This window comes from Streptomyces sp. NRRL S-1022 (genome assembly GCF_000720135.1).
Classification (GTDB): Bacteria; Actinomycetota; Actinomycetes; order Streptomycetales; family Streptomycetaceae; genus Streptomyces.
Map to the genome: position 1 here is coordinate 39,798 of NZ_JOIU01000022.1, position 19,832 is coordinate 59,629.

Here is a 19,832-nt window from a genome sequence, read left to right on the forward strand (position 1 = left end):
ACCGCCACCGGACGTCTCAGCCGCACGGAGTGATGATCTCCCAGTCCTTCGCAGGGTCCCCGGTCAGGAGGTACTCGCTCAGATACATGTCCGTGTCCTCCTGAAGGTCGTCCTCCAGGTCCCAGACGGATTCGCACTCGGGGCAGAGAAAGAACTTCCGACCCGTGTCCTTCCGCTCGTAACAGCGCACCCAGTCCTGACCGCAATGCGCGCAGGCGACCTTGTCCATCAGTTCCAGCTCCTCGGGAAGGCCGTGATCACTTCGTTGCCGTGTTCGACGGTGATCGAAACATATTCCTCTCCGGGGTTGTAACCCACCTGCCGGCCCATCGGGATGATGTATGTGGAACGAGCACCCTGCTGGTTGACCGACACCGCCATGGCGCGCCGCCCCCATGCTTCGTCGACCGTTTCCAGCACGCCCTTGTTGCCCGTGTCGAAAACTCCGTGAGCGGGCTTCGCGGGGTTCTCACGGGTGTGCTGCATGACGTGCGTGATGCGGTGGCCCTCGGCCGAGCCCGGACCGTAGTCCAGTCCTTCAGGGGAGCGGTACCAGCCGCCCCCGAGGTCCTCCAGCTCACATCCGTACAGACCCAGCGGGTCCGACCAGGTCCCGGGATGGCGGATGTATGCCGAGGGGTTGGGGCCCGGTTTGAGACCCAAGGGGTCCTGGCTGAGGTAGCAGGCCGTCTCGGGGTCGTAGTAGCGGAAGTAGTTGTACCGCAGGCCGGTTTCGGCATCGGCGTACTGACCTGGGAAGCGCAGCGGACAGTCGGCGGTGTCGGACTCGGCCGGGCCGGCCAGGAGGGTGCCCCACAGAGTGGTCCGGCTCTGCCATGTCGTCTCGCCTTCGGTGGTGACCAGCTCGGTGGGCGTGCCGACGGCATCCGTCACGACTGCGTGGAACACGGCCGCGTGGCCGGGTGCCGACTCCTCCGCCAGCCGGGCGAGGGCCGAGGCGTCCCGTCCGAGGGCTGATCGCCGGTGATCGGTCTGGGCGATCGGCCGGTGGGTGCCGGGCTCGTAGTCCCAGGTGGTCACCTTGCCGTCCGGGGCGGTCTGCTCCGCCAACCTGGTGTCGTCCCAGGAGAAGTCGGTGCGGTCGACCTGCCTTCCGTCGTCCGTCAGGCGGTACTTGCACAGGCGGCGCCCGAGCGGATCGTAGGCGTACCTCCACCGTTCGCCGTCCTGCGTGCCGACCTCGACGAGGCGGTCCTCGGCGTCCCAGACGTACGTGCAGGTCCGGGTCTGTCCGTTGAGCAGCTTGCGTGTTCTGCGGACCAGGCGCCCCTGGGCGTCGTGCTGGTAGGCGGTGCTACCCGCACGACGTACGAGGCTGCCGTCGAAATCACGCTCACCGGCCGAGTCGTGACCGGGTGCCGTTGCCCGTACCAGGTTGCCGACGTGGTCGTAGGCGTATGTTTCGGACCAGCCGTGGGCGCGTACGCCCGTCACGCGGCCCGTCGCATCCAGGTCGAAACGCCGGGTACCTGTGGTGAGCTCGCGGATCTCCGTCAGATAGCCGTCGCTGCGGTAGGCGTAGACGCGATGCTGAAGAAGGCTCTGCGCATCGGCTGGACCTGCCGTGAGGGACTGGAGGACCAGACGGCCCGCAGCGTCCCACGTCTGGGTCAGCAGGACATCGGAGCCGAGACGGCGCTCCGTCTCGTGTCCCACCGCATCATGGGTGAAGGTCAGGGATCCCGCGTCCGAGCGGAGTTCCGAGGGCCGTCCCGCGGCATCGTAGGTCCACAGTGAGGCCACTTTGGAGGGAGTCTCGCGGCGGACGCAGCGGCCCAAGGGATCATAGGCGTAAGCCGTGGTGCGGCCGTCGACCACTTCTCTGAGAGTGCGCCCGAGAGCGTCTCTGTCGAAGATCACCTCGGCGTCTCGGTTGACCGCCCGGGCAAGCAGTCCGTCCGCTCCGTATCGGAACGTCGTCGTCTCACCGGTACCGGTGCGCTGCTCCACGACGCGGCCCGCCGCGTCACGGACGAAGCTCAACGTCTCCCCGGCTCCGTTGGTACGCGAAACCAGCCGACCCGCCGCATCGTGCGTGTACGTCAGCGTACGGCCGTTGAAGTCCGTCTCGGCCACCAGACGGCCGGCTTCGTCGTATGTGTACGACCAGGTCCGGCCCTCCGGGTTGGTGACGCCCGTCAGCCGCAGTTCCGTGTCGTACGAGAACGCGTAGTGCGCACCGTCCGGCTCCGACCGGGTGGCGGGGACGTCGAAACGAGTCGCCGTGTGGTGGGTCGTGTTGCCCGCCGCATCCGTGTAACCGAGCAGGTTGCCCTCGGCATCCCAGGTCCATGACTCGCGGCCGCCATCGGGCTGCTCCCGCCAGGACGGCTTGCCCTCCCTGGTCCAGCCCAAGCGTGTGGTCTGGCCCAGCGGATCGGTTACCCCGATCACCCGCCCGCAGCTGTCGCGGCGGATCGTTGTCGTGTGGCCAAGTTCGTCCGTCAGGGAGACGGGCAGGCCCGCCGCGTCGTAGGCAACGGTGCGGGTGTGACCGAGTGCGTTCGTGATCGCTGTGGGGCGGCCCGCCGCGTCGTTCGTGTACCGCGTCTCGGCGCCCGTGGGGTCCGTGGTGACGAGCAGATTGCCTCGCTCGTCGTAGGTGTGCTGCCAGGTCGCCCCGCCCGGCTCGACGACCTTTGTCGGCAGGCCGAGTGCGGTGTACTCCGCCTGGGCCTTCGCGCCATCGGGGAGGGTGAGGCCGGTGAGGTTGCCCGTGTCGTCGTACGTGTACCGCGTGGTGTGTCCCAGCGGGTCCGTCACGGTGACCGGCCGGGCTCCGTGCTCGTCCCACTCGGTGCGCGTTACGTGGCCGAGCGGGTCGGTCTTCTCCACCACCAGACCGTTGGCGTTGTACCGGTGGACTGAGACACGGCCTTGGGAGTCGGTGTACGTCGTGGTGCGTTCCGCGTCGTCGTAGGTCAGCGTCCCGGAGAGGATGCCGTCGACACCCTCCGTGCGGATCACCCGGCCGCGGTCGTCGTAGACGTAGGAGAACCAGGTGCCGTTGCGGTCGGTCCAGCGGGTGACGCGGCCCTCGGTGTCGTAGGCGAAGCGCAGGGGCTCGCCGCTGGAGTTGACGACCTCGGTGAGGTTGCCGGCGGTGTCGTAGCCGTAGCGCATCACCACCGTGCCCTCGTCGGGGGCGGTGGACGGGCGGTAGCGGGAGGGCGGCTCGTCCAGCAGGCGCAGGGCGGTGATGCGCGGGCCCTGGGTGTCGACGGCGACGTAGTAGCCGCCGGAGTGGCGGATGCCGAACGGGACGCCGTCGTCGTCGCGTTCGATGTCGACGCGGTTGCCGTTGCGGTCGCTCCAGGAGTCCAGGGCCAGGTGGAAGACGCCGAAGGAGGGGGAGGGCACGGGGGCGGCGAAGGTACGGGTCAGGCCGGTCGCGGGGTCGGTGACCGTCATCGCGCCGTCCGGCTTGCCGTCCCACTCCAGGGGCCAGCGCGGCCCCTTGGCCGGCATCGTGGGGACGCCGGGCCGCGGCACCGGGTAGACCAGGCGCATGCCGTCCCCGGCGGCGAAGACGACGCCCTCGCCGTCGATCTGGAGGCACTCGTCCAGGGTGGAGATCCATGCCGGGCCGAAGCAGACGCCACCCCGGTAGGAGGAAAGGTGGGTGCGGGTGAAGTTCAGGGGCAGGCTGCCCGGCAGGGTCAGGTCGGTCTGCGTCATCAGCATCGCGCCGGTCGCCACGTCGATCGGCTCGCCCACGCAGGGGGTGCGTTCGGCGTTGCGGGCGGCCGGGCCCAGCTCGACCAGGTCGGGACGCAGCGAGGGCGGGCGCAGCAGGAGCGGGGTGGTGTCGGCGAGACCGCCTTCCATGCTCGCCTTCAGCACTCCGCCGCCCGCGCCCAGCGCGCCGCCGAAGATCATGCCGTCCTTGGCGGCCTGGTTGACCTCGTCCAGGCTGAAGCCCTTCTGGAGACCGGTGGCCATCTTCAGCGGCTGGGCCACGGCGAGGTCGACGGTGACCGACTCGACCCCGCCGAACGCGGCGGCGACGAGCGTGCCGGCGGCGATCTCGGCCACCGTCGTGGACACCGCGATGCCCATCGTGGCACCGAACTCGATGACCGCGTCCGCCGCCGCGACAGCCGCCCCGGAGGCCAGACCCGCGGTGAAGAAGGCCAGCGCCACCCCGCCCGCGATCACGGCCGCGTCGATGCCGATCTGCGTCCACAGTTTGTTGATCGCGTCGTCGATCGCGTCGGCGAACTTCTCCAGCGCCTTGGCCATCTCCCGTGCGGACTTCGCCAGGTCGCTCAGCCAGCCGCCGTCCTGGTCCTTGGCATAACGGCCCCAGAACTTCTCGAACGCCTCGATCGACTCACCGGTGTTGTTGTGGATGATCGAGGACGCGCTGCGGTGCACGGGAGCGCGGACGTCGTCCACCGAGTCGGCGAAGGCACTCCATGCCTTCGCCGCGGACCGCAGCTTGCCGGAGTCCGCCTCGGGCCACCACAGACCCAGCTTGAGAAGGATGTGGCGGGCCTTGTCCTCAACGCTCACCGGCACCGTCGCTCTGCTGGGGGCTCTTCACTTGCGTGAACATGCCGGCGATGAGCTGGTCGTTGTCCACGTGCCCGTCCGACAGGTCCACCATGGCCTCGTGAATGCTCGTCAGACCGAGCACCAGGATGCCCGCGGCGCTCTCGATCTTCTTCTGCTGCGGCTTGTAGGCACCGCCGAACTTGTCGCCCTGCTCGTCGTGGCCCCAGGGCTCACCCAGGCCGTCCAGCGCCTGGATCAGCGTGGTCAGCGCCTTGCTCAGATCGATGGCCCCCTGGTGGAAGGCCGGTGCCGCCGCCTTGATGTCGGCGGTCTTGATGTCCAGGACCTTGCCGGGCACCTTGCCGTCGCCCACCGATGAACCCCCGTTCGCAGTCGCGGTGTCCGACGATAGGGCCAGCGCGTCAAGTCGGCGTCAGGCGGAGGTAATCGGACGGCAATGTTCCGGGCGGTCGCGCGGCATGGCGTGCGTATCGATCGGATAACAGGGCTCGCAGCGCGGGTGTGATGCGCGTAGACAGTCCGTGACCTGGTACATCACTCTCATTCACCAGATCCGGAGAATCCATGCGGAAGTCCCTCAAGGCGGTCGCGGCCGGTGCCGCCTGTGTCGTCGCCGGTGCGGCGCTGTACGGCGCGGGCGCGGCCACCGCCGGCCAGTCGACGGCCAACTCCACCCACGAGCCGTACAACATCGGGCTCCTGGTCAAGGACATCGACACCTACTACGGCACCGCCGCCGACGGCAACGGCGCCTACCAGGCGTCTCCTGACAGCCCGTACGCCAAGGACCTGGCGCGCATCGACGCCGACGCCAGGCACTACATAGACAAGGCGGCCCGCAAGGCGCGGCACAAGGGCGAGAAGCCGGCCGTCGTCTTCGACATCGACGACACGCTGCTGCTCAGCCTCGACTACGAGAAGCGCACCAACTACACGTACAACGGCACCACGTGGAACGACTACGTGAACAAGGCCGACCGTCCGGCGGTCTTCGGCAGCCCCGAGCTGGTGCGGTACGCCGAGTCCGAGGGTGTCGAGGTCTTCTACAACTCCGGTCTGAGCGAGGCCCAGCGCACCGCCGCGGTGGAGAACCTGAAGAAGGTCGGCGCCGATGTGAACCTCGACGCCGGCCACATGTTCCTCAAGGACAAGGCCAACCCGCCGGCCTACCTGAAGGACTGCGCCGTCCCCGGCAGCTGGACCTGCACGACCGTGCAGTACAAGTCCGGGACGCGCAAGCACATCGAGGACGACCTGGGCTACGAGATCGTCGCCAACTTCGGCGACCAGTACTCGGACCTGGACGGCGGTTACGCGAACCGCACGTACAAGCTGCCGAACCCGACGTACTTCGTCTCCTGATCCCCACGATGCTCCTCCGGAGGATCAGCCGTACGTCCTGAGCAGCCGCTCGTACTCCGCCCCCGTCACCGGCAGCACCGTGCCGTGGCGGGGGCTGGCGGGCAGCGCGTAGCCGGTGGACGGCGTCCACCGGCCGGAGGCGAGGTCGGTGGTCTCGAACGGCACGTACCCGCGCAGGCCGTACTCGTCGATGAACAGGTACCACTTCTTCTCGGTGTTCGACTTGAAGACGGTCGGCCCCTCGCCGCGCGCGAGGGCACCGCTGCCGACGCAGTCGGCGACGAAGCCGTACGACGTGTCGGTCAGGTTCCGCGACTTCTCGGCGGTGATGAACTTCGAGCAGGGCGAGCCGGAGGACGGGTCCCGCTCGTCCTTGGTGAAGCGGTAGTACGTCCCCTTGTCCTTGACGACCGTCGAGTCGATGACCGAGTGGCCGGGGTCGTCCCAGACCCTGGGCGCGCTGAAGGTGCGGAAGTCCTCGGTCGTCGCGTAGAGCATGCGGTTGTAGGTGGAACCGGCGTGGTCCGGGTCGTCGGCGGCGTACAGCTTCGACGCCCAGAACACCACGTACTCGTGCCGCCGGCTGTCCCAGTAGGCCTCCGGCGCCCAGGTGTTGCCCGCGTTGTCGGGTGCCACCCGCACCAGCCGCTGGTCGGTCCAGTGGACCAGGTCGGTGGACTCCCACACCATGACCGACCTGCTGCCGTGCCGCTGGACGTCGTCCCAGCTGCCGCTGCTGTTGCGGTACATCCGCAGGTCGGTGGCGACGAGATAGAACCTGTCGCCCTCGGGGGAGCGGATCACGAACGGGTCGCGCAGGCCCTTCTCCCCGATGGTCGAGGTCAGCACCGGCTGCCCACCGTTCGACTCCCGCCAGTGCAGCGGGTCGTTGCCCTGGCTGAGCGCGTAGCGGATCTGCTCGCCGTCGGCCGTGCCCTCGCCGGTGAAGTAGACGAACAGGTAGCCGGCGTACCTGGACCGCGCGGTGTCGGCGGAGCCGGGCGGGGCGGCCGGCAGGGTGAGGAGGAGGGCGAGCAGCGGGACCAGCAGGGTTCTGAGACGCATGACCGTCCTGTGTGGGCGTGAGGGTTTCTGTTGGGTGCTGTGCGTTCTCGGAGTGTCACCAGCACCGCCCACTGCGTCAATCGGTGTGCGACCGCCTGGGGCGGTCGAAAGTTTCGGTCTCGCGGGGGCGGGGAAGCCGTCCTCACCCCCGCGGGGTCTACGAGGCTCCGCCCGTGCTGCCCCGCGTGTGCACGGCGAAGTCACCGGTCACCGCGTACGTCCGGCCCCCGGCGGTACCGCTGACGACGTAACCGTCGGCCTTCGCGTCACGGCCCCCGCGCGTGTGGTCGTACTGCCCCGCGAACTCCCACTGCCCCGCCGGTACCGTACGCCCCTGCTTCAGCGTCCAGGTGTAGACGACGAACCCGTTCTTCTCCGCCACGGTCTGGGTGAAGTCCCCTTCCGGCAGCGAGCGCCACGCGCCGGTCGAGGTGACCCCGCCGGTCTGGGCGACCTTCAGCTCGACCGTCAGGGACGACAGCGGCTCGGACGTCTTGAGGGTCACGTTGCTCTGCGCCCAGAAGTCGTTGCTGTGCGGGTCCACCGAGCCGTCCGACCACAGGGGGCCGTCCTGCTCGGCGCGCGCCACCGGCGGCGGCGTCGGGGCGGTGCCGTCCGGTGTACGGGAGGGGGAGGAACCCGGTGTGCGGGACGGCTGCGCGGCGCTCTTGCCGGGTGCCGGGTCCGCGGTGCGGGAGGGGGGACGGGTCGTCGGGGCGGAAGACTGGGAGGGGGTCGGCGAGACCGCCACGGTCTGCCGGGCCGGCGGCTCGTCCTTCACCGCGGACGCCACCGCGTAGCCCCCGACCGCGAGCACACCGGCGACCGCGGCCGTCGCGGTGGCCACCCGGACCCAGCCGAACACCGGCCGACGCCCGGCCCGGTGGCCGGGGCGGGACCCGGCGGCCATGCCGCGCTCCACCCGGGCCAGGATGCGCGCGCGGTCGGGCTCGTGGGCCCCGGCCGCCTCGTGCAGCCGGGCGCGCAGCTCGTCGTGCACGTCCTGCTGCCTCATCGGTTCCTTCCTCCGCTCTCGCCGGCCCGGGCCGCCATCGCCGCGTGCACCCGCCCCGGGTCGGCCTGCGGGCCGAGCAGCCGCTTCAGTTCGGCCATGCCCTTGGACGTCTGGCTCTTAACCGTACCCACCGAGATCCCGAGCGCGAGCGCGGTGTCCTTCTCCGACAGGTCGAACGCGTGCCGGAGCACCACGCACGCCCGTTTCCGGAACGGCAGCCGGCGCAGCGCCCCCTGGACGTCCACCACACCGGCGACGTCCGGGTTCTCGGTCCGCTCCTCGCCGCGCGGCCAGAACAGCGCGATCCGCCGCCGCTCGCGCACCGCGCCGCGGATCCGGGTGCGGGCCAGGTTGGCGACCACGCCCCGCGCGTACGCCACCGGATGGCCGGCCGCGCGCACCCGGTCCCAGCGGTGCCACAGCGCCAGCAGCGCGTCCGCCGCCAGGTCGTCGGCGGCGTCCGCCTCGCCGGTCAGCAGGTGGGCGAAACGGGCGAGTTCGGCGTAGTGCCGTTCGAAGAAGGCATGGAACTCCACGGAGGCTGCGTCGTCGACGACTGTGCCCACGGGTGACCTCTTCTCGGTACGCGCTCTGTGTGTGTCATGTGAATGACATGCGAGGGTCCGGGGAGGGCCCGGACGGAGATCCGGAGCGTAGCAGTGATCGTTTGACGTGCTTGTGCGGGGGGCCGGACGCCGATTGGCGGACCGAACTCGATGAGATAGCACGGAAGGGGCCGTTCCGCCATACATCGCTGCATGCGGAACGGCCCCCTCCGACCGTTACTTGAGGGCGGCCTGCATCATCGCCCTGGCGACCGGAGCCGCCAGCCCGTTGCCGCTGACCTCGGACCGCGCCGCGTCCGACTGCTCCACCATCACGGCGACGGCGACCTCCTTGCCGCTGCTGTCGGACTTGCCGTAGGAGGTGAACCAGGCGTACGGCGTCTTGCTGTTGTTCTCGCCGTGCTGCGCGGTGCCGGTCTTGCCGCCGACGGTCACCCCGTCGATCAGCGCGTTCGTACCGGTGCCGTCCTTGACCACCGTCTCCATGGCCGACCGGAGCTGTTCGGCGGTGGTGGAGCTGACGATCTCCGTCGCGTCCGCGCCGTCGTCGTAGTCCTCCAGCACATCACCGCCGCTGTCGGTGATCTGCGAGACCATGTGGGGCGATACCAGCTTTCCGCCGTTGGCAATGGCCGCGGAGACCATGGCCATCTGCAAGGGGGTGGCCGTGACGTCGAACTGGCCGATGCCCGACAGGGCCGTCTGGGCCTTGTCCATGCCCGAGGGGTAGACGCTCGGGTAGGCCCGCACCGGCACGTCCCGCTTGTCGTCGTCGAAGCCGAACTTCTCGGCCATGGCCCTGACCTTGTCCTGCCCCAGCTCGACGGCCATGTGACCGAAGACGTTGTTGCACGAGTACCGCAGGGCGACCCGGATCGAGGCGTTCCTGCACGGCGCCGACCTGCTCTCGTTCGGCAGCTCGCGCACGGTGCCCGGCATGATGTACGGATCGGGGCTGTCGGTGGGCTCGTCCACGTTCTTGTACAGCCCGTCCTCCAGCGCGGCGGCCGCGACGACCAGCTTGAAGGTCGAGCCCGGCGGCAGCGGCTGGCGCAGCGCGCGGTTGGTGAGCGGCTTGTCCTTGTCGGCGTTGAGCGTCTTCCAGGCCGTGCCGGCCGTGTTCGCGTCGGTGAGCGAGGAGGGGTCGTACGCCGGTGTCGACACCACCGCGAGGATCCTGCCCGTCTTCGGGTCGACCGCGACGGCCGCGCCCTTGTTGCCGCCCAGCGCGCGGTAGGCGGCCTTCTGCACGGCCGGGTCGATCGTCGTGACCACGTCGCCCGGCTCGGACCGCTCGCCGGTGACGGTGCCCATCACCGTCCTCAGCCGGTCGTCCGTGCCGTTGAGCAGGTCCTTGTAGACGCCCTCCAGCTGGGTGGGGGCGTAGGCCTGCGAGGCGAAGCCCGTCACCGCCGCGTACAGCTTGCCGTCCTTGTACGTCCGCTTGTACGCGAGGTCGTTTCCCTTCGTCCGCGCCGAGCCGGTGATCGCCTCTCCGGCCACGATGATGTTCCCGAGGGGACGCGAGTAGGTCGCGATCGCGTTCCGCCGGTTGTCGTTGTCGTCCGCGAGGGCCTTGCCGTCGTAGAACTGCAGCCATGTCGCCCTGACCAGCAGGGCGAGCACGAGCAGCAGCGTGAAGACGGACGCCCGCCTGATCGTCTTGTTCATCCCGCTGGGAAGACGGTCGCGGCCGGGGGGATCGTTCCCCTACGCCCGGATTTCTCATCCGGTGTTCAGGAAGCGGGCAGCACCAGCACGACCTCCTCGATCTCCCGGCCCCGCGCGTTCGCGTACCCCCGGGCCCGGGCCGCCTCGCGGAAGCCGCACTTCTCCAGCACGCGCAGCGACGCTCCGTTGTCGGCCGCCGCCCGCGCGTACAGCGGCCGTTCCGGGACCTCGGCGAGCAGGGCCCGCAGCGCGGCCGTCGCCACGCCCCGGCCCCAGTACCCGCGGTCGATCCAGTACGTCACCTCGCGCTCGCCGGCCACCCCGTACACGGCCGCGCTGCCGGCCACCTCCCCGTCGGCCAGCACCGTGCGCAGCACGTCGGAGGAGGTGCGCAGCCGCTGCCAGTAGGCCGCGAAGGCCTCCCGGTCGTACGGGTCCTCCGGACCGAACGCGGCCATCAGGGCGGCCTCCGGGTCGGTCATCTGCCGGTGGAACACGGCCAGATCGCCGTCCTCCACGGCCCGCAGCGTGATCTCCATGCCGCCGAGCCTACGGCCCCGGGGCTCAGAGCCTGCGGGTCGCCAGCGTCAGCCGGTCCCGCGCGTCGAACAGCGCGTCCTTGATCATCTGTTCGTGGGCGGGGGTGAGCCGGGCCACCGGCACCGAGCAGCTGATCGCGTCGCGCGCCGGCGTGCGGTACGGGATCGCCACGCCGAAGCAGCGCAGGCCCAGGGTGTTCTCCTCGCGGTCGACCGCGAAACCCTGCTCCCGGATCTGGTGCAGCTCCTCGATGAGCCGCTCCCGGTCGGTGAGGGTGTTCTCGGTGAGCGCGGGCAGCGTCTCCGGCAGGAGCCTCCGGACCTGCTCGTCGGTGTAGGTGGCGAGGATCGCCTTGCCGAGCGAGGTGGAGTGGGCCGGGAGCCGGCGGCCGACGCGGGTGAAGGGGCGCAGGTAGTGCTGGGACTGGCGGGTGGCCAGGTAGACCACGTTGGTCCCGTCGAGCCGGGCCAGGTGGATGGTCTCCGTGGTGTCGTCGGAGAGCCGGTCCAGGGTCGGGCGGGCGGCGGCCACCACCTCGTCGCCGTCGATGTACGACGTGCCCACCAGCAGCGCCCGCACCCCGATGCCGTACCGCGTGCCCGTCGCGTCCGTCTCCACCCAGCCCAGCTCCACCAGGGTGCGCAGCAGCATGTAGAGGCTCGACTTGGGGTACCCCACGGCCTCCTGCACGGCCGCGAGGGAGTGCATACCGGGCTTGCCCGCGAAGAACTCCAGCAGTTCCACGGTCCGTACCGCGGACTTGACCTGCGCCCCGCCGCCTGTGTCGCCTGCCGTCATCGCCCTTGGCCCCTTCGTTCGACGAGGACTGAGTTATATAGTCTCCGAGCAGCATATTCACGATCAGAGACGGTGTTCAGTATATCGAACGCCGGGAGGGATCCGCGGTGGCAGCAGCACCAGTCTGGAGTGTCGACCCGCGCACCGGGAAGCAGCGTGAACAGGTTGCGGTGGAGGCCACAGCCCAGGAGGTGGACGCGGCGGTCCGGGCGGCCCACGCCGCGCGCGGTGCCCTGGCCGACCGCACGGTCCGCGCCGCCTTCCTGCGCTCCGCCGCCGCGGGCCTGGACGCGGCCCGGGACGGCCTGATCGAGACCGCCGACGCCGAGACCGCGCTCGGTCCGGCCCGGCTGACCGGCGAACTCGCCCGGACCACGTACCAGTTGCGGGCCTTCGCCCGCATCGTCGACGAGGGCGCCTTCCTCGACGTCATCATCGACCACCCCGACGACACGGCCACCCCGCCCATCCCGGACCTGCGTCGTTACAAGGTGCCGCTCGGCGTCGTCGCCGTCTACTCCGCCTCCAACTTCCCCTTCGCCTTCTCCGTGGCCGGCGGCGACACCGCGAGCGCGCTGGCCGCGGGCTGCCCGGTCGTGGTCAAGTCCCACCCCGACCACCCGGGCCTGTCCGAGCTGGTCGCCGGGGTGCTGCGCCGGGCCGCCGCCGAACACGGCGTCCCCGAGGGCGTGGTGGGCCTCGTGCACGGCTTCGAGGCAGGCGTGGAGCTGATCAAGCACCCGCTGGTCGCCGCGGCCGGCTTCACCGGCTCGGTGCGGGGCGGCCGGGCCCTGTTCGACGCCGCCGCCGCGCGTCCGGTGCCGATCCCGTTCCACGGCGAGCTGGGTTCGCTCAATCCGGTCCTGGTCACCGAGGCCGCGGCGGCCGAGCGGGCCGAGGAGATCGGCGGCGGCCTCGCCGGGTCGATGACCCTCGGCGTGGGCCAGTTCTGCGTCAAGCCCGGCCTGGTGCTGGTGCCCTCCGGCGCCGCGGGCGACCGGCTGGTGAAGTCCCTGGCCGACGCCGTCGGCGACACCGGCGCCGGGGTGCTGCTCGACCACCGCATGCGGGACGACTTCATCGCCGGCGTGGCCGAGCGGGCGCAGCTCCCGGACGTGGACGCGCCGGTCACCCCGGGCGCGGGCGGCGAACACTCGGTCAGCGCCGGGTTCCTCACGGTGCCGGCGGAGAGGCTGTGCGCGGAGGGGGCGTACGACCTGCTCCTCGAAGAGTGCTTCGGGCCGGTCACCGTGGTGGCCCGCTACGCGTCCGAGGCCGAGGCGACGACCGTGCTGTCGCGGCTGCCGGGCAACCTCACGGCGACCGTCCAGGTGTCCCTGGAGGAGGCCGCGGGGCAGGGGCGGGGGCCGGAGCTGCTCGCCGAGTTGACGCCGCTCGCCGGGCGGGTGCTGGTCAACGGCTGGCCGACGGGTGTCGCCGTGGCACCGGCCCAGCACCACGGGGGGCCGTACCCCGCGACCACCTCCACCTCCACCTCGGTGGGCGGTACGGCCATCGAGCGGTGGCTGCGGCCCGTGGCGTACCAGAACGCGCCCGAGGCCCTGCTGCCGGCCGAGCTGAGGGACGACAACCCCCTGGGGCTTCCCCGGCGGTTCAACGGGGTCCTGGAGCGGTGACGCAGTTGCAGCTTCCCGAACTGCCCTTCCCGCTCACGGCGTACGGACCGGACGGCGACTGGTCCTATGCGGACGGTGTGCTGACCGGGTCGGCCGGGGCCCGGCAGGACCGGTTCGTACCGCCCACCGGGGAAGGTCTCGCACCCACGTCGGACGCGCCCCGGCTGCTCGGGGCGCCCGAGGGGGACTTCCGGCTGGCCGCCAGGGTCACCGTGGGCTTCCGTGCCGCCTTCGACGCCGGGGTGCTGTACGTCCACGCCGGCGAGCGGGCCTGGGCCAAGCTGTGTCTGGAGTACTCCCCGGACGTGCCGACCGTCTGCACGGTGGTCACCCGGGGCCACTCCGACGACGCCAACTCCTTCACGGTGGACGGGGACTCGGTGTGGCTGCGGGTCAGCCGCACCGGGCGGGCCTTCGCCTTCCACGCCTCCCCGGACGGGGAGCGCTGGACCTTCGTGCGGCTCTTCACCCTCGGTGAGGGCACCGGCCCGGCGCTCGTCGGGTTCCTGGCCCAGTCGCCGGTGGGGGAGGGGTGCGCCGTGAGGTACGACCGCATCGCGTTCGCCGCCGGCGCACCGGACGACCTGCGAGACGGCAGCTGAGGAGCAGGGCCGGGGAACGCCGGCGGCGCCCCGGCCGCCCGGCGCCACGGCATCAGGAGGACGGCCACCGGCGCGGCGGGCGTACCGGCGTCGACGTGGGCAGCGAGGGGGTCTCCCGCAGTTCCTCGGCGCGCTCCGTGCGCCCGCCTGGTCCGCCGGGCCGGCGGACCAGGTGCAGCCGCCACGGAACCGGGTAGCGGGCGGCCGCGTCTTCCGCTGCATGATCGATGACCGTGTCAGGGGCACCCGCGTGATCCGCACCGCCCTGCCCGCCGAGGCGGAGCGGATCGCCGCACTGCACCGCAGGGCCCGCTCGACGTACTACCCCGACGGCCTCCCGGACGACGGCATCGACTGGGCCGCCGCCTGGCGCGGCGCCGTCGAGCGTCCCGACGGACAGGTGCTGTGCGTCGTGGAGGAGGGCGTGATCACCGGCATCGCCTCCTTCCGGCCCCCGCAGGACGGCCCCGCCGGCACGGTCAAGCTGTACCAGTTCCACGTCGACCCCGACCGCTGGCGCCGCGGCACCGGTGCGGCCCTGCACGCGGCCTGCGTGGAGCAGTGGCGCGCCGAGGGCAGGAGCCGGGCCGTCCTCGACGTCCACGTGGACAACCGGCGCGCCCAGGCCTTCTACGCCCGCCAGGGCTGGCTCCCGGACCCCGGGCACCCGCCCGCCGACGACGACCACCACCTCTTCCTGTACTTCTCCGTGCCGCCCCGGGAATGAAACGGCGTTCTTGAAGGTTCACGCAGCGGCCGGGGAGAGCCCCCGCACCCGTACGAGCCGGAGAGAGCCGAAGACATGCGCGTCGAGATCTGGAGCGACATCGCCTGCCCCTGGTGCTACGTGGGCAAGGCCCGCTTCGAGAAGGCGCTGGCCGCCTTCCCGCACCGCGACCAGGTCGAGGTGGTGCACCGCTCCTTCGAGCTGGACCCGGGCCGCGCCAAGGGCGACGTCCAGCCGGTCGTCCCCCTGCTGGCCAAGAAGTACGGCATGAGCGAGGCACAGGCCCAGGCCGGCGAGGACAACCTGGGCGCACAGGCCGCCGGCGAGGGCCTGGACTACCGCACCCGGGACCGCGACCACGGCAACACCTTCGACATGCACCGCCTGCTGCACTTCGCCAAGGAGCACGGCCGGCAGGACCAGCTGATCCAGATCCTCTACCGGGCGAACTTCGCCGAGGAGCGGTCCCTGTTCTCCGAGGGCGACGCACGCCTGGTGGACCTGGCCGTCGAGGCCGGCCTGGACGCCGAGGCCGCCCGCGCGGTGCTCGCCGACCCGGACGCGTACGCCGACGAGGTCCGCGCCGACGAGCGGGAGGCCGCCGAGCTGGGCGCGACCGGCGTACCGTTCTTCGTCCTCGACCGGAAGTACGGCGTCTCCGGCGCCCAGCCCGCCGAGGTCTTCACCCAGGCGCTGACCCAGGCGTGGGGCGAGCGCTCCCCGCTGAAGCTGGTCGACCAGGGGGACGCCGCGGCCTGCGGTCCGGACGGGTGCGCGGTGCCGCAGCACGGCTGACACCCTGGCCGGGGGCGTCCTATAAGCGCCGCTAAGAGGAACCACGTAAAAGATCGCAATGGACGGGCAGTTCCCTGGGCCGCAGAGTAGACCCATGGAGACCACGGAGACGTTCGAGAGCCTCGTCCGCGCCGAGTTCAGTCCGAAGAGCAGCTACCTCAACACCGCGAGCAACGGCCTGCTGCCCGCCCGTACCGTCGCCGCCCTCCAGGAGGCGGCGCTGCTGCGGGCCGAGGGCCGGCCGCTGACCTCGCTGTACGAGGACGTGGAGGCGAGCCGGGCCGCGTTCGCCCGGCTCGCCGGTGTCCCCGCCGGCCGGGTCGCGGCGGGCGCCTCGGTCGCCGCGCACACCGGCGTGATCGCCGCCTCGCTGCCCGCGGGCGCCGAAGTCCTGACCGCCGAGGACGACTTCACCTCCGTGCTCAACCCCTTCCACGTCCGCGGCGACCTCAAGGTCCGCACGGTCCCGCTGGAGCGGATCGCCGAGTCCGTCCGCCCGGGCACCGCGCTGGTCGCGGTCAGCGCCGCCCAGTCCGCCGACGGACGGATCGCCGACCTGCCCGCCCTGCGCGAGGCCGCCCGCGCCCACGGCGCCCGCACCTACGTCGACTTCTCCCAGGCCGCCGGCTGGCTGCCGATGGACGCGGACGCCTACGACTTCACCGCCGCCGTCACCTTCAAGTGGCTGCTCGGCCCGCACGGCGCGGCCTTCCTCACCGTCCCCGAGGACTTCGGCGGACTGACCCCGCTGCTCGCGGGCTGGGTCGCCGCGGAGAAGCCGTGGGACAGCTGCTACGGCCCGGTCGCCGAACTCGCCCGTTCCGCACGCCGGTTCGACCTCACCCACGCCCTGTTCAGCTACGCGGGACTGCGGCGCTCGCTGGAGCTGATCGAGGAACTCGGCGTGGACGCCGTGCACGCCCATGACGTCGCCCTCGCCGAGAGGTTCCGGGCGGGACTCGCCGGCCTCGGCCACGAGCCGGTGGCCGCCCCCGGCTCGGCGATCGTCTCCGTCCCCGGACTCGGCTTCCGCCAGCCGGAGTTGAGCGAGGCGGGCATCGAGGTCTCCGACCGCGCCGGCAACCTGCGCGCGGCCTTCCACCTCTACACCACGGCCGCGGACGTGGACCGGCTGCTCGACGCGCTGTCCGGCTGACATGACCGGGCCGGGGCCTCCCGTCCCACACGAGGAGGCCCCGGCCCGGTGTCCTTCGGGCGGCTAGCGCACCGGGGTGAAGTCCCTCGCCCCGATGAACTCGGGCCGGCGCACCGGCGCCGCGAACGGCTCCACCGCGGTGTTCTCCACGCTGTTGAACACGATGAAGACGTTGCTGCGCGGGAACGGCGTGATGTTGTCGCCGGAGCCGTGCATGGCGTTGCAGTCGAACCAGGTCGCCGAGCCGGCCTTGCCGGTGAACAGCCGGATGCCGTACTCGCTCGCCAGCGCGGTCAGTGCCTCGTCCGACGGCGTGCCCGCGTCCTGCATCTGCAGGGACTTCTTGTAGTTGTCCTTCGGCGTGGCGCCGGCGCAGCCCAGGAACGTCTTGTGTGAACCCGGCATGATCATCAGGCCGCCGTTGGTGTCGTGGTTCTCGGTCAGCGCGATCGAGACGGATACCGTGCGCATGTTCGGCAGGCCGTCCTCGGCGTGCCAGGTCTCGAAGTCCGAGTGCCAGTAGAAGCCGCTCGCGCCGAAGCCCGGCTTGACGTTGATCCGGGACTGGTGGACGTACACGTCCGAACCGAGGATCTGCCGGGCGCGGCCGACCACGCGCGGATCGCGGACCAGCTTCGCGAACACCTCGCTGATCCGGTGCACCTCGAAGACCGAGCGGATCTCCTGGGACTTCGGCTCCACGATGGAGCGATCGTCGGCACGGATCGCCGGGTCGGCGACCAGCCGGTCCAGCTCACGCCGGTACACCTCGACCTCGTCCGGGGTGATCAGCTGGTCGACGGCGAGGAAGCCGTCCCGCTCGTACGCCTGGAGGCCGGCGGCCGGGATGGGGCCGGGGGTGTCCGGGGAGCCCCAGACGACCGGGTCCTGGCGGGGGACGGTCACCTCGCCGGTGCCGCGGGTGGGGTACAGATCGGTGACGATGGCAGTGGTCATCGTGTGTCACACCTCCTCGGGCTCGGTGAGCAGCGGGTAGACGCCGTTCTCGTCGTGGTCCTCCCGGCCGGTGACCGGCGGGTTGAACACGCAGATGCAGTGGAAGTCCTCCTTGACGCGCAGCGTGTGCCGCTCGTGCCCGTCGAGGAGGTACATGGTGCCGGGGGTGATGGTGTACGTCTTCCCGGCCTCGTGGTCGGTGAGTTCGGCCTCGCCCTGGGTGCAGACGACGGCCTCGATGTGGTTGGCGTACCACATCGACGTCTCGGTCCCGGCGTAGAGAATCGTTTCGTGCAGGGAGAAGCCGACCCGCTCCTTGGCGAGGACGATCCGCTTGCTCTCCCAGGTGCCGGACGCGGCCTTCACGTGCCGGTCGGTGCCTTCGATGTCCTTGAAGGATCGGACGATCATGGGGGTGCGCTTCCTCCTTGCTGTCAGGCGGTTTCCCGGACGGCGCGGGCGAGGACGCTCAGGCCCTCGTCCAGTTCGTCGGGGGTGATGGTGAGGGCGGGCAGCAGCTTGACGACCTCGCTCTCGGGGCCGGACGTCTCGATGAGCAGTCCGAGTTCGAAGGCGCGCCGCGCGATGCGCGAGGCCCGCTCCTTGTCGCGGAACTCCAGGCCCCACACGAGCCCGCGTCCGCGGTACTCCTTCACATCGGCGAGGTTCTCCTCGGTGATGGAGATGAGGGCCTGTTCGACCTGTTCGCCCCGGGCGCGGGTCTGCTTCTCCATGGCGGAACCGTCGGTCCAGTAGGTTTCCAGGGCGGCGGTGGCGGTGACGAAGGCGGGGTTGTTGCCGCGGAAGGTGCCGTTGTGCTCGCCGGGCTCCCACACGTCCAGCTCGGGCTTGAACAGGCACAGCGACATCGGCAGCCCGTAACCGCTGATCGACTTCGACACGGTCACGATGTCCGGGGTGATCCCGGCCTCCTCGAAGGAGAAGAACGCGCCGGTACGGCCGCAGCCCATCTGGATGTCGTCGACGATCAGCAGCATGTCCTGCCGCTCGCACAGCTCCTTCAGCGCGCGCAGCCACTGCGGACGCGCGACGTTGATGCCGCCCTCGCCCTGCACCGTCTCCACGATCACCGCGGCCGGCCGGTTCAGACCCGAGCCCTGGTCCTCCAGCAGCCGCTCGAACCACAGGAAGTCCGGGACCGTGCCGTCGAAGTAGTTGTCGAACGGCATCGGCGTGCCGTGCACCAGCGGAACACCGGCACCGGCGCGCTTGAACGCGTTGCCGGTCACCGCCAGCGACCCCAGCGACATCCCGTGGAAGGCGTTGGTGAACGACACGATCGCCTCGCGCCCCTTCACCTTCCGCGCCAGCTTCAGCGCCGACTCCACGGCGTTGGTGCCCGTCGGACCCGGGAACATGACCTTGTACGGCAGGTCGCGCGGACGCAGCACCAGGTCCTGGAAGGCCCGCAGGAACGACCGCTTCGCCGTGGTCGACATGTCCAGGCCGTGCGTGACACCGTCACGCTCCAGATAGTCGATCAACGCCCGTTTCAGCACCGGGTTGTTGTGACCGTAGTTGAGCGATCCGGCACCGGCGAAGAAGTCGAGGTACGCATGACCGTCCTCGTCGTACATCCGGCTGCCTTGCGCACGGTCGAAGACGGTGGGCCAGCCGCGGCAGTAGCTGCGCACCTCGGACTCCAGGGTCTCGAAGACGCTGAGGTCGGGCTGGGTGATGGTCACGGTGAATCGCTCCTCAGTGGGCGGTGAAGTCGGTCAGCGGGCCGATGCGGTACAGCACTTCGGGGTCGTGCGGGCCGTCCGGGAACAGGTGGGCCGGGAACAGCACCTCGCGGGTGACCCCGGCGCCGTGCCGCTCGGCGAACGAGGTGAACAGCCGCTCGGAGGCGGTGTTGCCGGGCGTGATGGTGGTCTCCAGCTCGGTGATGCCGCGTTCGGCGGCGAGCCGGGCGGTCAGCCCGTCCAGCAGCCTGGCGGCGATGCCGAGGCCCCGGTGCCCGGGGTCGACGGCCACCTGCCAGACGAGCAGGGTGCGGGGGCGGTCCGGCCGGAGGTATCCGGTGACGAAGCCGACCGGCTCCCCGTCCGCACCGCGCGCCACCGCCGAGGTGCCGGCGAAGTCCCGGCACCACAGCACATAGCTGTAGGAGGAGTTGAGATCCAGGGTTTTCGAGTCCTTGGCGAGACGCCAGAGCGCGGCTCCGTCGGTCGTCGCCGGCCGTTCGATGAGCAGGTCTGCTGGTGCGGCAGTCATGCGGCACGAATTTAGCGAGGTGAATTCGAAAATGCACGGGAGTGATCGCCGGGGGCGCGCACCGGGTCGGTGATATGTCCGGAATGCCCCCAGGAAAATCGGAACAAAACTCCCGCGCTGTGGACTGTGTCACAGGACGTAAACCGACGGAAACCGGTCGGCAA

At 70.7% G+C, this 19,832-nt stretch carries 18 protein-coding genes and 1 pseudogene; 6 read left to right on the forward strand and 13 right to left on the reverse strand.

Annotation, left to right across the window (positions count from 1 at the left end):
* Positions 1–16 precede the first annotated feature (16 nt).
* The 3 genes from IG05_RS0129195 to IG05_RS0129205 are packed head-to-tail and all read right to left on the reverse strand — an operon-like array spanning position 17 to position 4,891.
* Complete coding sequence (locus IG05_RS0129195) at positions 17–229, reverse strand: hypothetical protein (protein ID WP_030347018.1); 213 nt, start codon at positions 227–229, stop codon at positions 17–19.
* A complete protein-coding gene (locus tag IG05_RS0129200) occupies positions 229–4,536 on the reverse strand; it encodes a DUF6531 domain-containing protein (RefSeq protein WP_234336074.1) in 4,308 nt (1,435 codons plus the stop codon). The genes IG05_RS0129195 and IG05_RS0129200 overlap by 1 nt, the downstream gene beginning before the upstream one ends.
* A complete protein-coding gene (locus tag IG05_RS0129205; RefSeq protein WP_030347020.1) occupies positions 4,526–4,891 on the reverse strand; it encodes a hypothetical protein in 366 nt (121 codons plus the stop codon). The genes IG05_RS0129200 and IG05_RS0129205 overlap by 11 nt, the downstream gene beginning before the upstream one ends.
* A 212-nt stretch (positions 4,892–5,103) precedes the next feature.
* Here IG05_RS0129205 and IG05_RS0129210 point away from each other — a divergent pair, with 212 nt between their 5' ends.
* The gene (locus tag IG05_RS0129210; RefSeq protein ID WP_030347021.1) at positions 5,104–5,901 is read left to right on the forward strand and encodes an HAD family acid phosphatase; all 798 of its coding nucleotides are present in this window, start codon (positions 5,104–5,106) and stop codon (positions 5,899–5,901) included.
* Positions 5,902–5,931: 30 nt separating this feature from the next.
* Here IG05_RS0129210 and IG05_RS0129215 read toward each other — a convergent pair.
* The 6 genes and pseudogenes from IG05_RS0129215 to IG05_RS0129240 all read right to left on the reverse strand — a co-directional run.
* A pseudogene (locus IG05_RS0129215) lies at positions 5,932–6,966 on the reverse strand (glycoside hydrolase family 43 protein); the annotation flags it as partial.
* A 157-nt stretch (positions 6,967–7,123) separates the two neighbouring features.
* Complete coding sequence (locus IG05_RS0129220) at positions 7,124–7,981, reverse strand: hypothetical protein (protein ID WP_030347023.1); 858 nt, start codon at positions 7,979–7,981, stop codon at positions 7,124–7,126.
* Positions 7,978–8,547, reverse strand: coding sequence for a SigE family RNA polymerase sigma factor (locus IG05_RS0129225; protein WP_030347024.1), 570 nt, complete (start codon positions 8,545–8,547; stop codon positions 7,978–7,980). Before IG05_RS0129225 ends, IG05_RS0129220 begins: the two co-directional genes overlap by 4 nt.
* A 216-nt stretch (positions 8,548–8,763) precedes the next feature.
* Entirely contained in the window at positions 8,764–10,218 is a 1,455-nt protein-coding gene (locus IG05_RS0129230; RefSeq protein ID WP_030347025.1) for a peptidoglycan D,D-transpeptidase FtsI family protein, read from the reverse strand.
* A 65-nt stretch (positions 10,219–10,283) separates the two neighbouring features.
* A complete protein-coding gene (locus tag IG05_RS0129235) occupies positions 10,284–10,757 on the reverse strand; it encodes a GNAT family N-acetyltransferase (protein ID WP_030347026.1) in 474 nt (157 codons plus the stop codon).
* Between the two features lie 25 nt (positions 10,758–10,782).
* Entirely contained in the window at positions 10,783–11,556 is a 774-nt protein-coding gene (locus IG05_RS0129240; RefSeq protein ID WP_030347027.1) for an IclR family transcriptional regulator, read from the reverse strand.
* A 107-nt stretch (positions 11,557–11,663) separates the two neighbouring features.
* Here IG05_RS0129240 and IG05_RS0129245 point away from each other — a divergent pair, with 107 nt between their 5' ends.
* The 5 genes from IG05_RS0129245 to IG05_RS0129265 all read left to right on the forward strand — a co-directional run bounded on the left by IG05_RS0129245 (position 11,664) and on the right by IG05_RS0129265 (position 16,473).
* On the forward strand, positions 11,664–13,193 hold the full coding sequence (locus IG05_RS0129245) for an aldehyde dehydrogenase (NADP(+)) (RefSeq protein ID WP_078894579.1): 1,530 nt from the start codon (positions 11,664–11,666) through the stop codon (positions 13,191–13,193).
* A gap of 5 nt (positions 13,194–13,198) precedes the next feature.
* Positions 13,199–13,795, forward strand: coding sequence for a DUF1349 domain-containing protein (locus IG05_RS0129250; protein ID WP_030347029.1), 597 nt, complete (start codon positions 13,199–13,201; stop codon positions 13,793–13,795).
* A 220-nt stretch (positions 13,796–14,015) separates the two neighbouring features.
* The gene (locus IG05_RS0129255) at positions 14,016–14,522 is read left to right on the forward strand and encodes a GNAT family N-acetyltransferase (protein ID WP_030347030.1); all 507 of its coding nucleotides are present in this window, start codon (positions 14,016–14,018) and stop codon (positions 14,520–14,522) included.
* A 75-nt stretch (positions 14,523–14,597) separates the two neighbouring features.
* Positions 14,598–15,317, forward strand: coding sequence for a DsbA family oxidoreductase (locus IG05_RS0129260; protein WP_030347031.1), 720 nt, complete (start codon positions 14,598–14,600; stop codon positions 15,315–15,317).
* Between the two features lie 94 nt (positions 15,318–15,411).
* On the forward strand, positions 15,412–16,473 hold the full coding sequence (locus IG05_RS0129265) for an aminotransferase class V-fold PLP-dependent enzyme (RefSeq protein WP_030347032.1): 1,062 nt from the start codon (positions 15,412–15,414) through the stop codon (positions 16,471–16,473).
* Positions 16,474–16,536: 63 nt separating this feature from the next.
* On the opposite strand, the gene thpD is transcribed toward IG05_RS0129265, so the two are convergent.
* The 4 genes from thpD to ectA are packed head-to-tail and all read right to left on the reverse strand — an operon-like array spanning position 16,537 to position 19,668.
* Positions 16,537–17,430, reverse strand: a complete 894-nt coding sequence (gene thpD, locus IG05_RS0129270; protein ID WP_030347033.1) for an ectoine hydroxylase — start codon at positions 17,428–17,430, stop codon at positions 16,537–16,539.
* Between the two features lie 6 nt (positions 17,431–17,436).
* Complete coding sequence (locus tag IG05_RS0129275; protein WP_030347034.1) at positions 17,437–17,841, reverse strand: ectoine synthase; 405 nt, start codon at positions 17,839–17,841, stop codon at positions 17,437–17,439.
* Between the two features lie 23 nt (positions 17,842–17,864).
* Positions 17,865–19,136, reverse strand: a complete 1,272-nt coding sequence (gene ectB, locus IG05_RS0129280; protein WP_030347035.1) for a diaminobutyrate--2-oxoglutarate transaminase — start codon at positions 19,134–19,136, stop codon at positions 17,865–17,867.
* A 13-nt stretch (positions 19,137–19,149) separates the two neighbouring features.
* Positions 19,150–19,668 (reverse strand): diaminobutyrate acetyltransferase, encoded by a 519-nt coding sequence (ectA, locus tag IG05_RS0129285; protein ID WP_030347036.1) that lies wholly within the window; start codon positions 19,666–19,668, stop codon positions 19,150–19,152.
* Positions 19,669–19,832 lie beyond the last annotated feature (164 nt).

Bases quoted from the DNA above. Each gene is read 5' to 3' on its own strand.
- IG05_RS0129260 (WP_030347031.1), top strand. From the start codon at position 14,598: ATGCGCGTCGAGATCTGGAGCGACATCGCCTGCCCCTGGTGCTACGTG.
- ectA (WP_030347036.1), bottom strand. From the start codon at position 19,668: ATGACTGCCGCACCAGCAGACCTGCTCATCGAACGGCCGGCGACGACC.
- IG05_RS0129195 (WP_030347018.1), bottom strand. From the start codon at position 229: ATGGACAAGGTCGCCTGCGCGCATTGCGGTCAGGACTGGGTGCGCTGT.
- IG05_RS0129230 (WP_030347025.1), bottom strand. From the start codon at position 10,218: ATGAACAAGACGATCAGGCGGGCGTCCGTCTTCACGCTGCTGCTCGTG.
- IG05_RS0129235 (WP_030347026.1), bottom strand. From the start codon at position 10,757: ATGGAGATCACGCTGCGGGCCGTGGAGGACGGCGATCTGGCCGTGTTC.
- IG05_RS0129210 (WP_030347021.1), top strand. From the start codon at position 5,104: ATGCGGAAGTCCCTCAAGGCGGTCGCGGCCGGTGCCGCCTGTGTCGTC.
- IG05_RS0129265 (WP_030347032.1), top strand. From the start codon at position 15,412: ATGGAGACCACGGAGACGTTCGAGAGCCTCGTCCGCGCCGAGTTCAGT.
- IG05_RS0129240 (WP_030347027.1), bottom strand. From the start codon at position 11,556: ATGACGGCAGGCGACACAGGCGGCGGGGCGCAGGTCAAGTCCGCGGTA.
- thpD (WP_030347033.1), bottom strand. From the start codon at position 17,430: ATGACCACTGCCATCGTCACCGATCTGTACCCCACCCGCGGCACCGGC.
- IG05_RS0129275 (WP_030347034.1), bottom strand. From the start codon at position 17,841: ATGATCGTCCGATCCTTCAAGGACATCGAAGGCACCGACCGGCACGTG.
- IG05_RS0129220 (WP_030347023.1), bottom strand. From the start codon at position 7,981: ATGAGGCAGCAGGACGTGCACGACGAGCTGCGCGCCCGGCTGCACGAG.
- IG05_RS0129255 (WP_030347030.1), top strand. From the start codon at position 14,016: ATGATCGATGACCGTGTCAGGGGCACCCGCGTGATCCGCACCGCCCTG.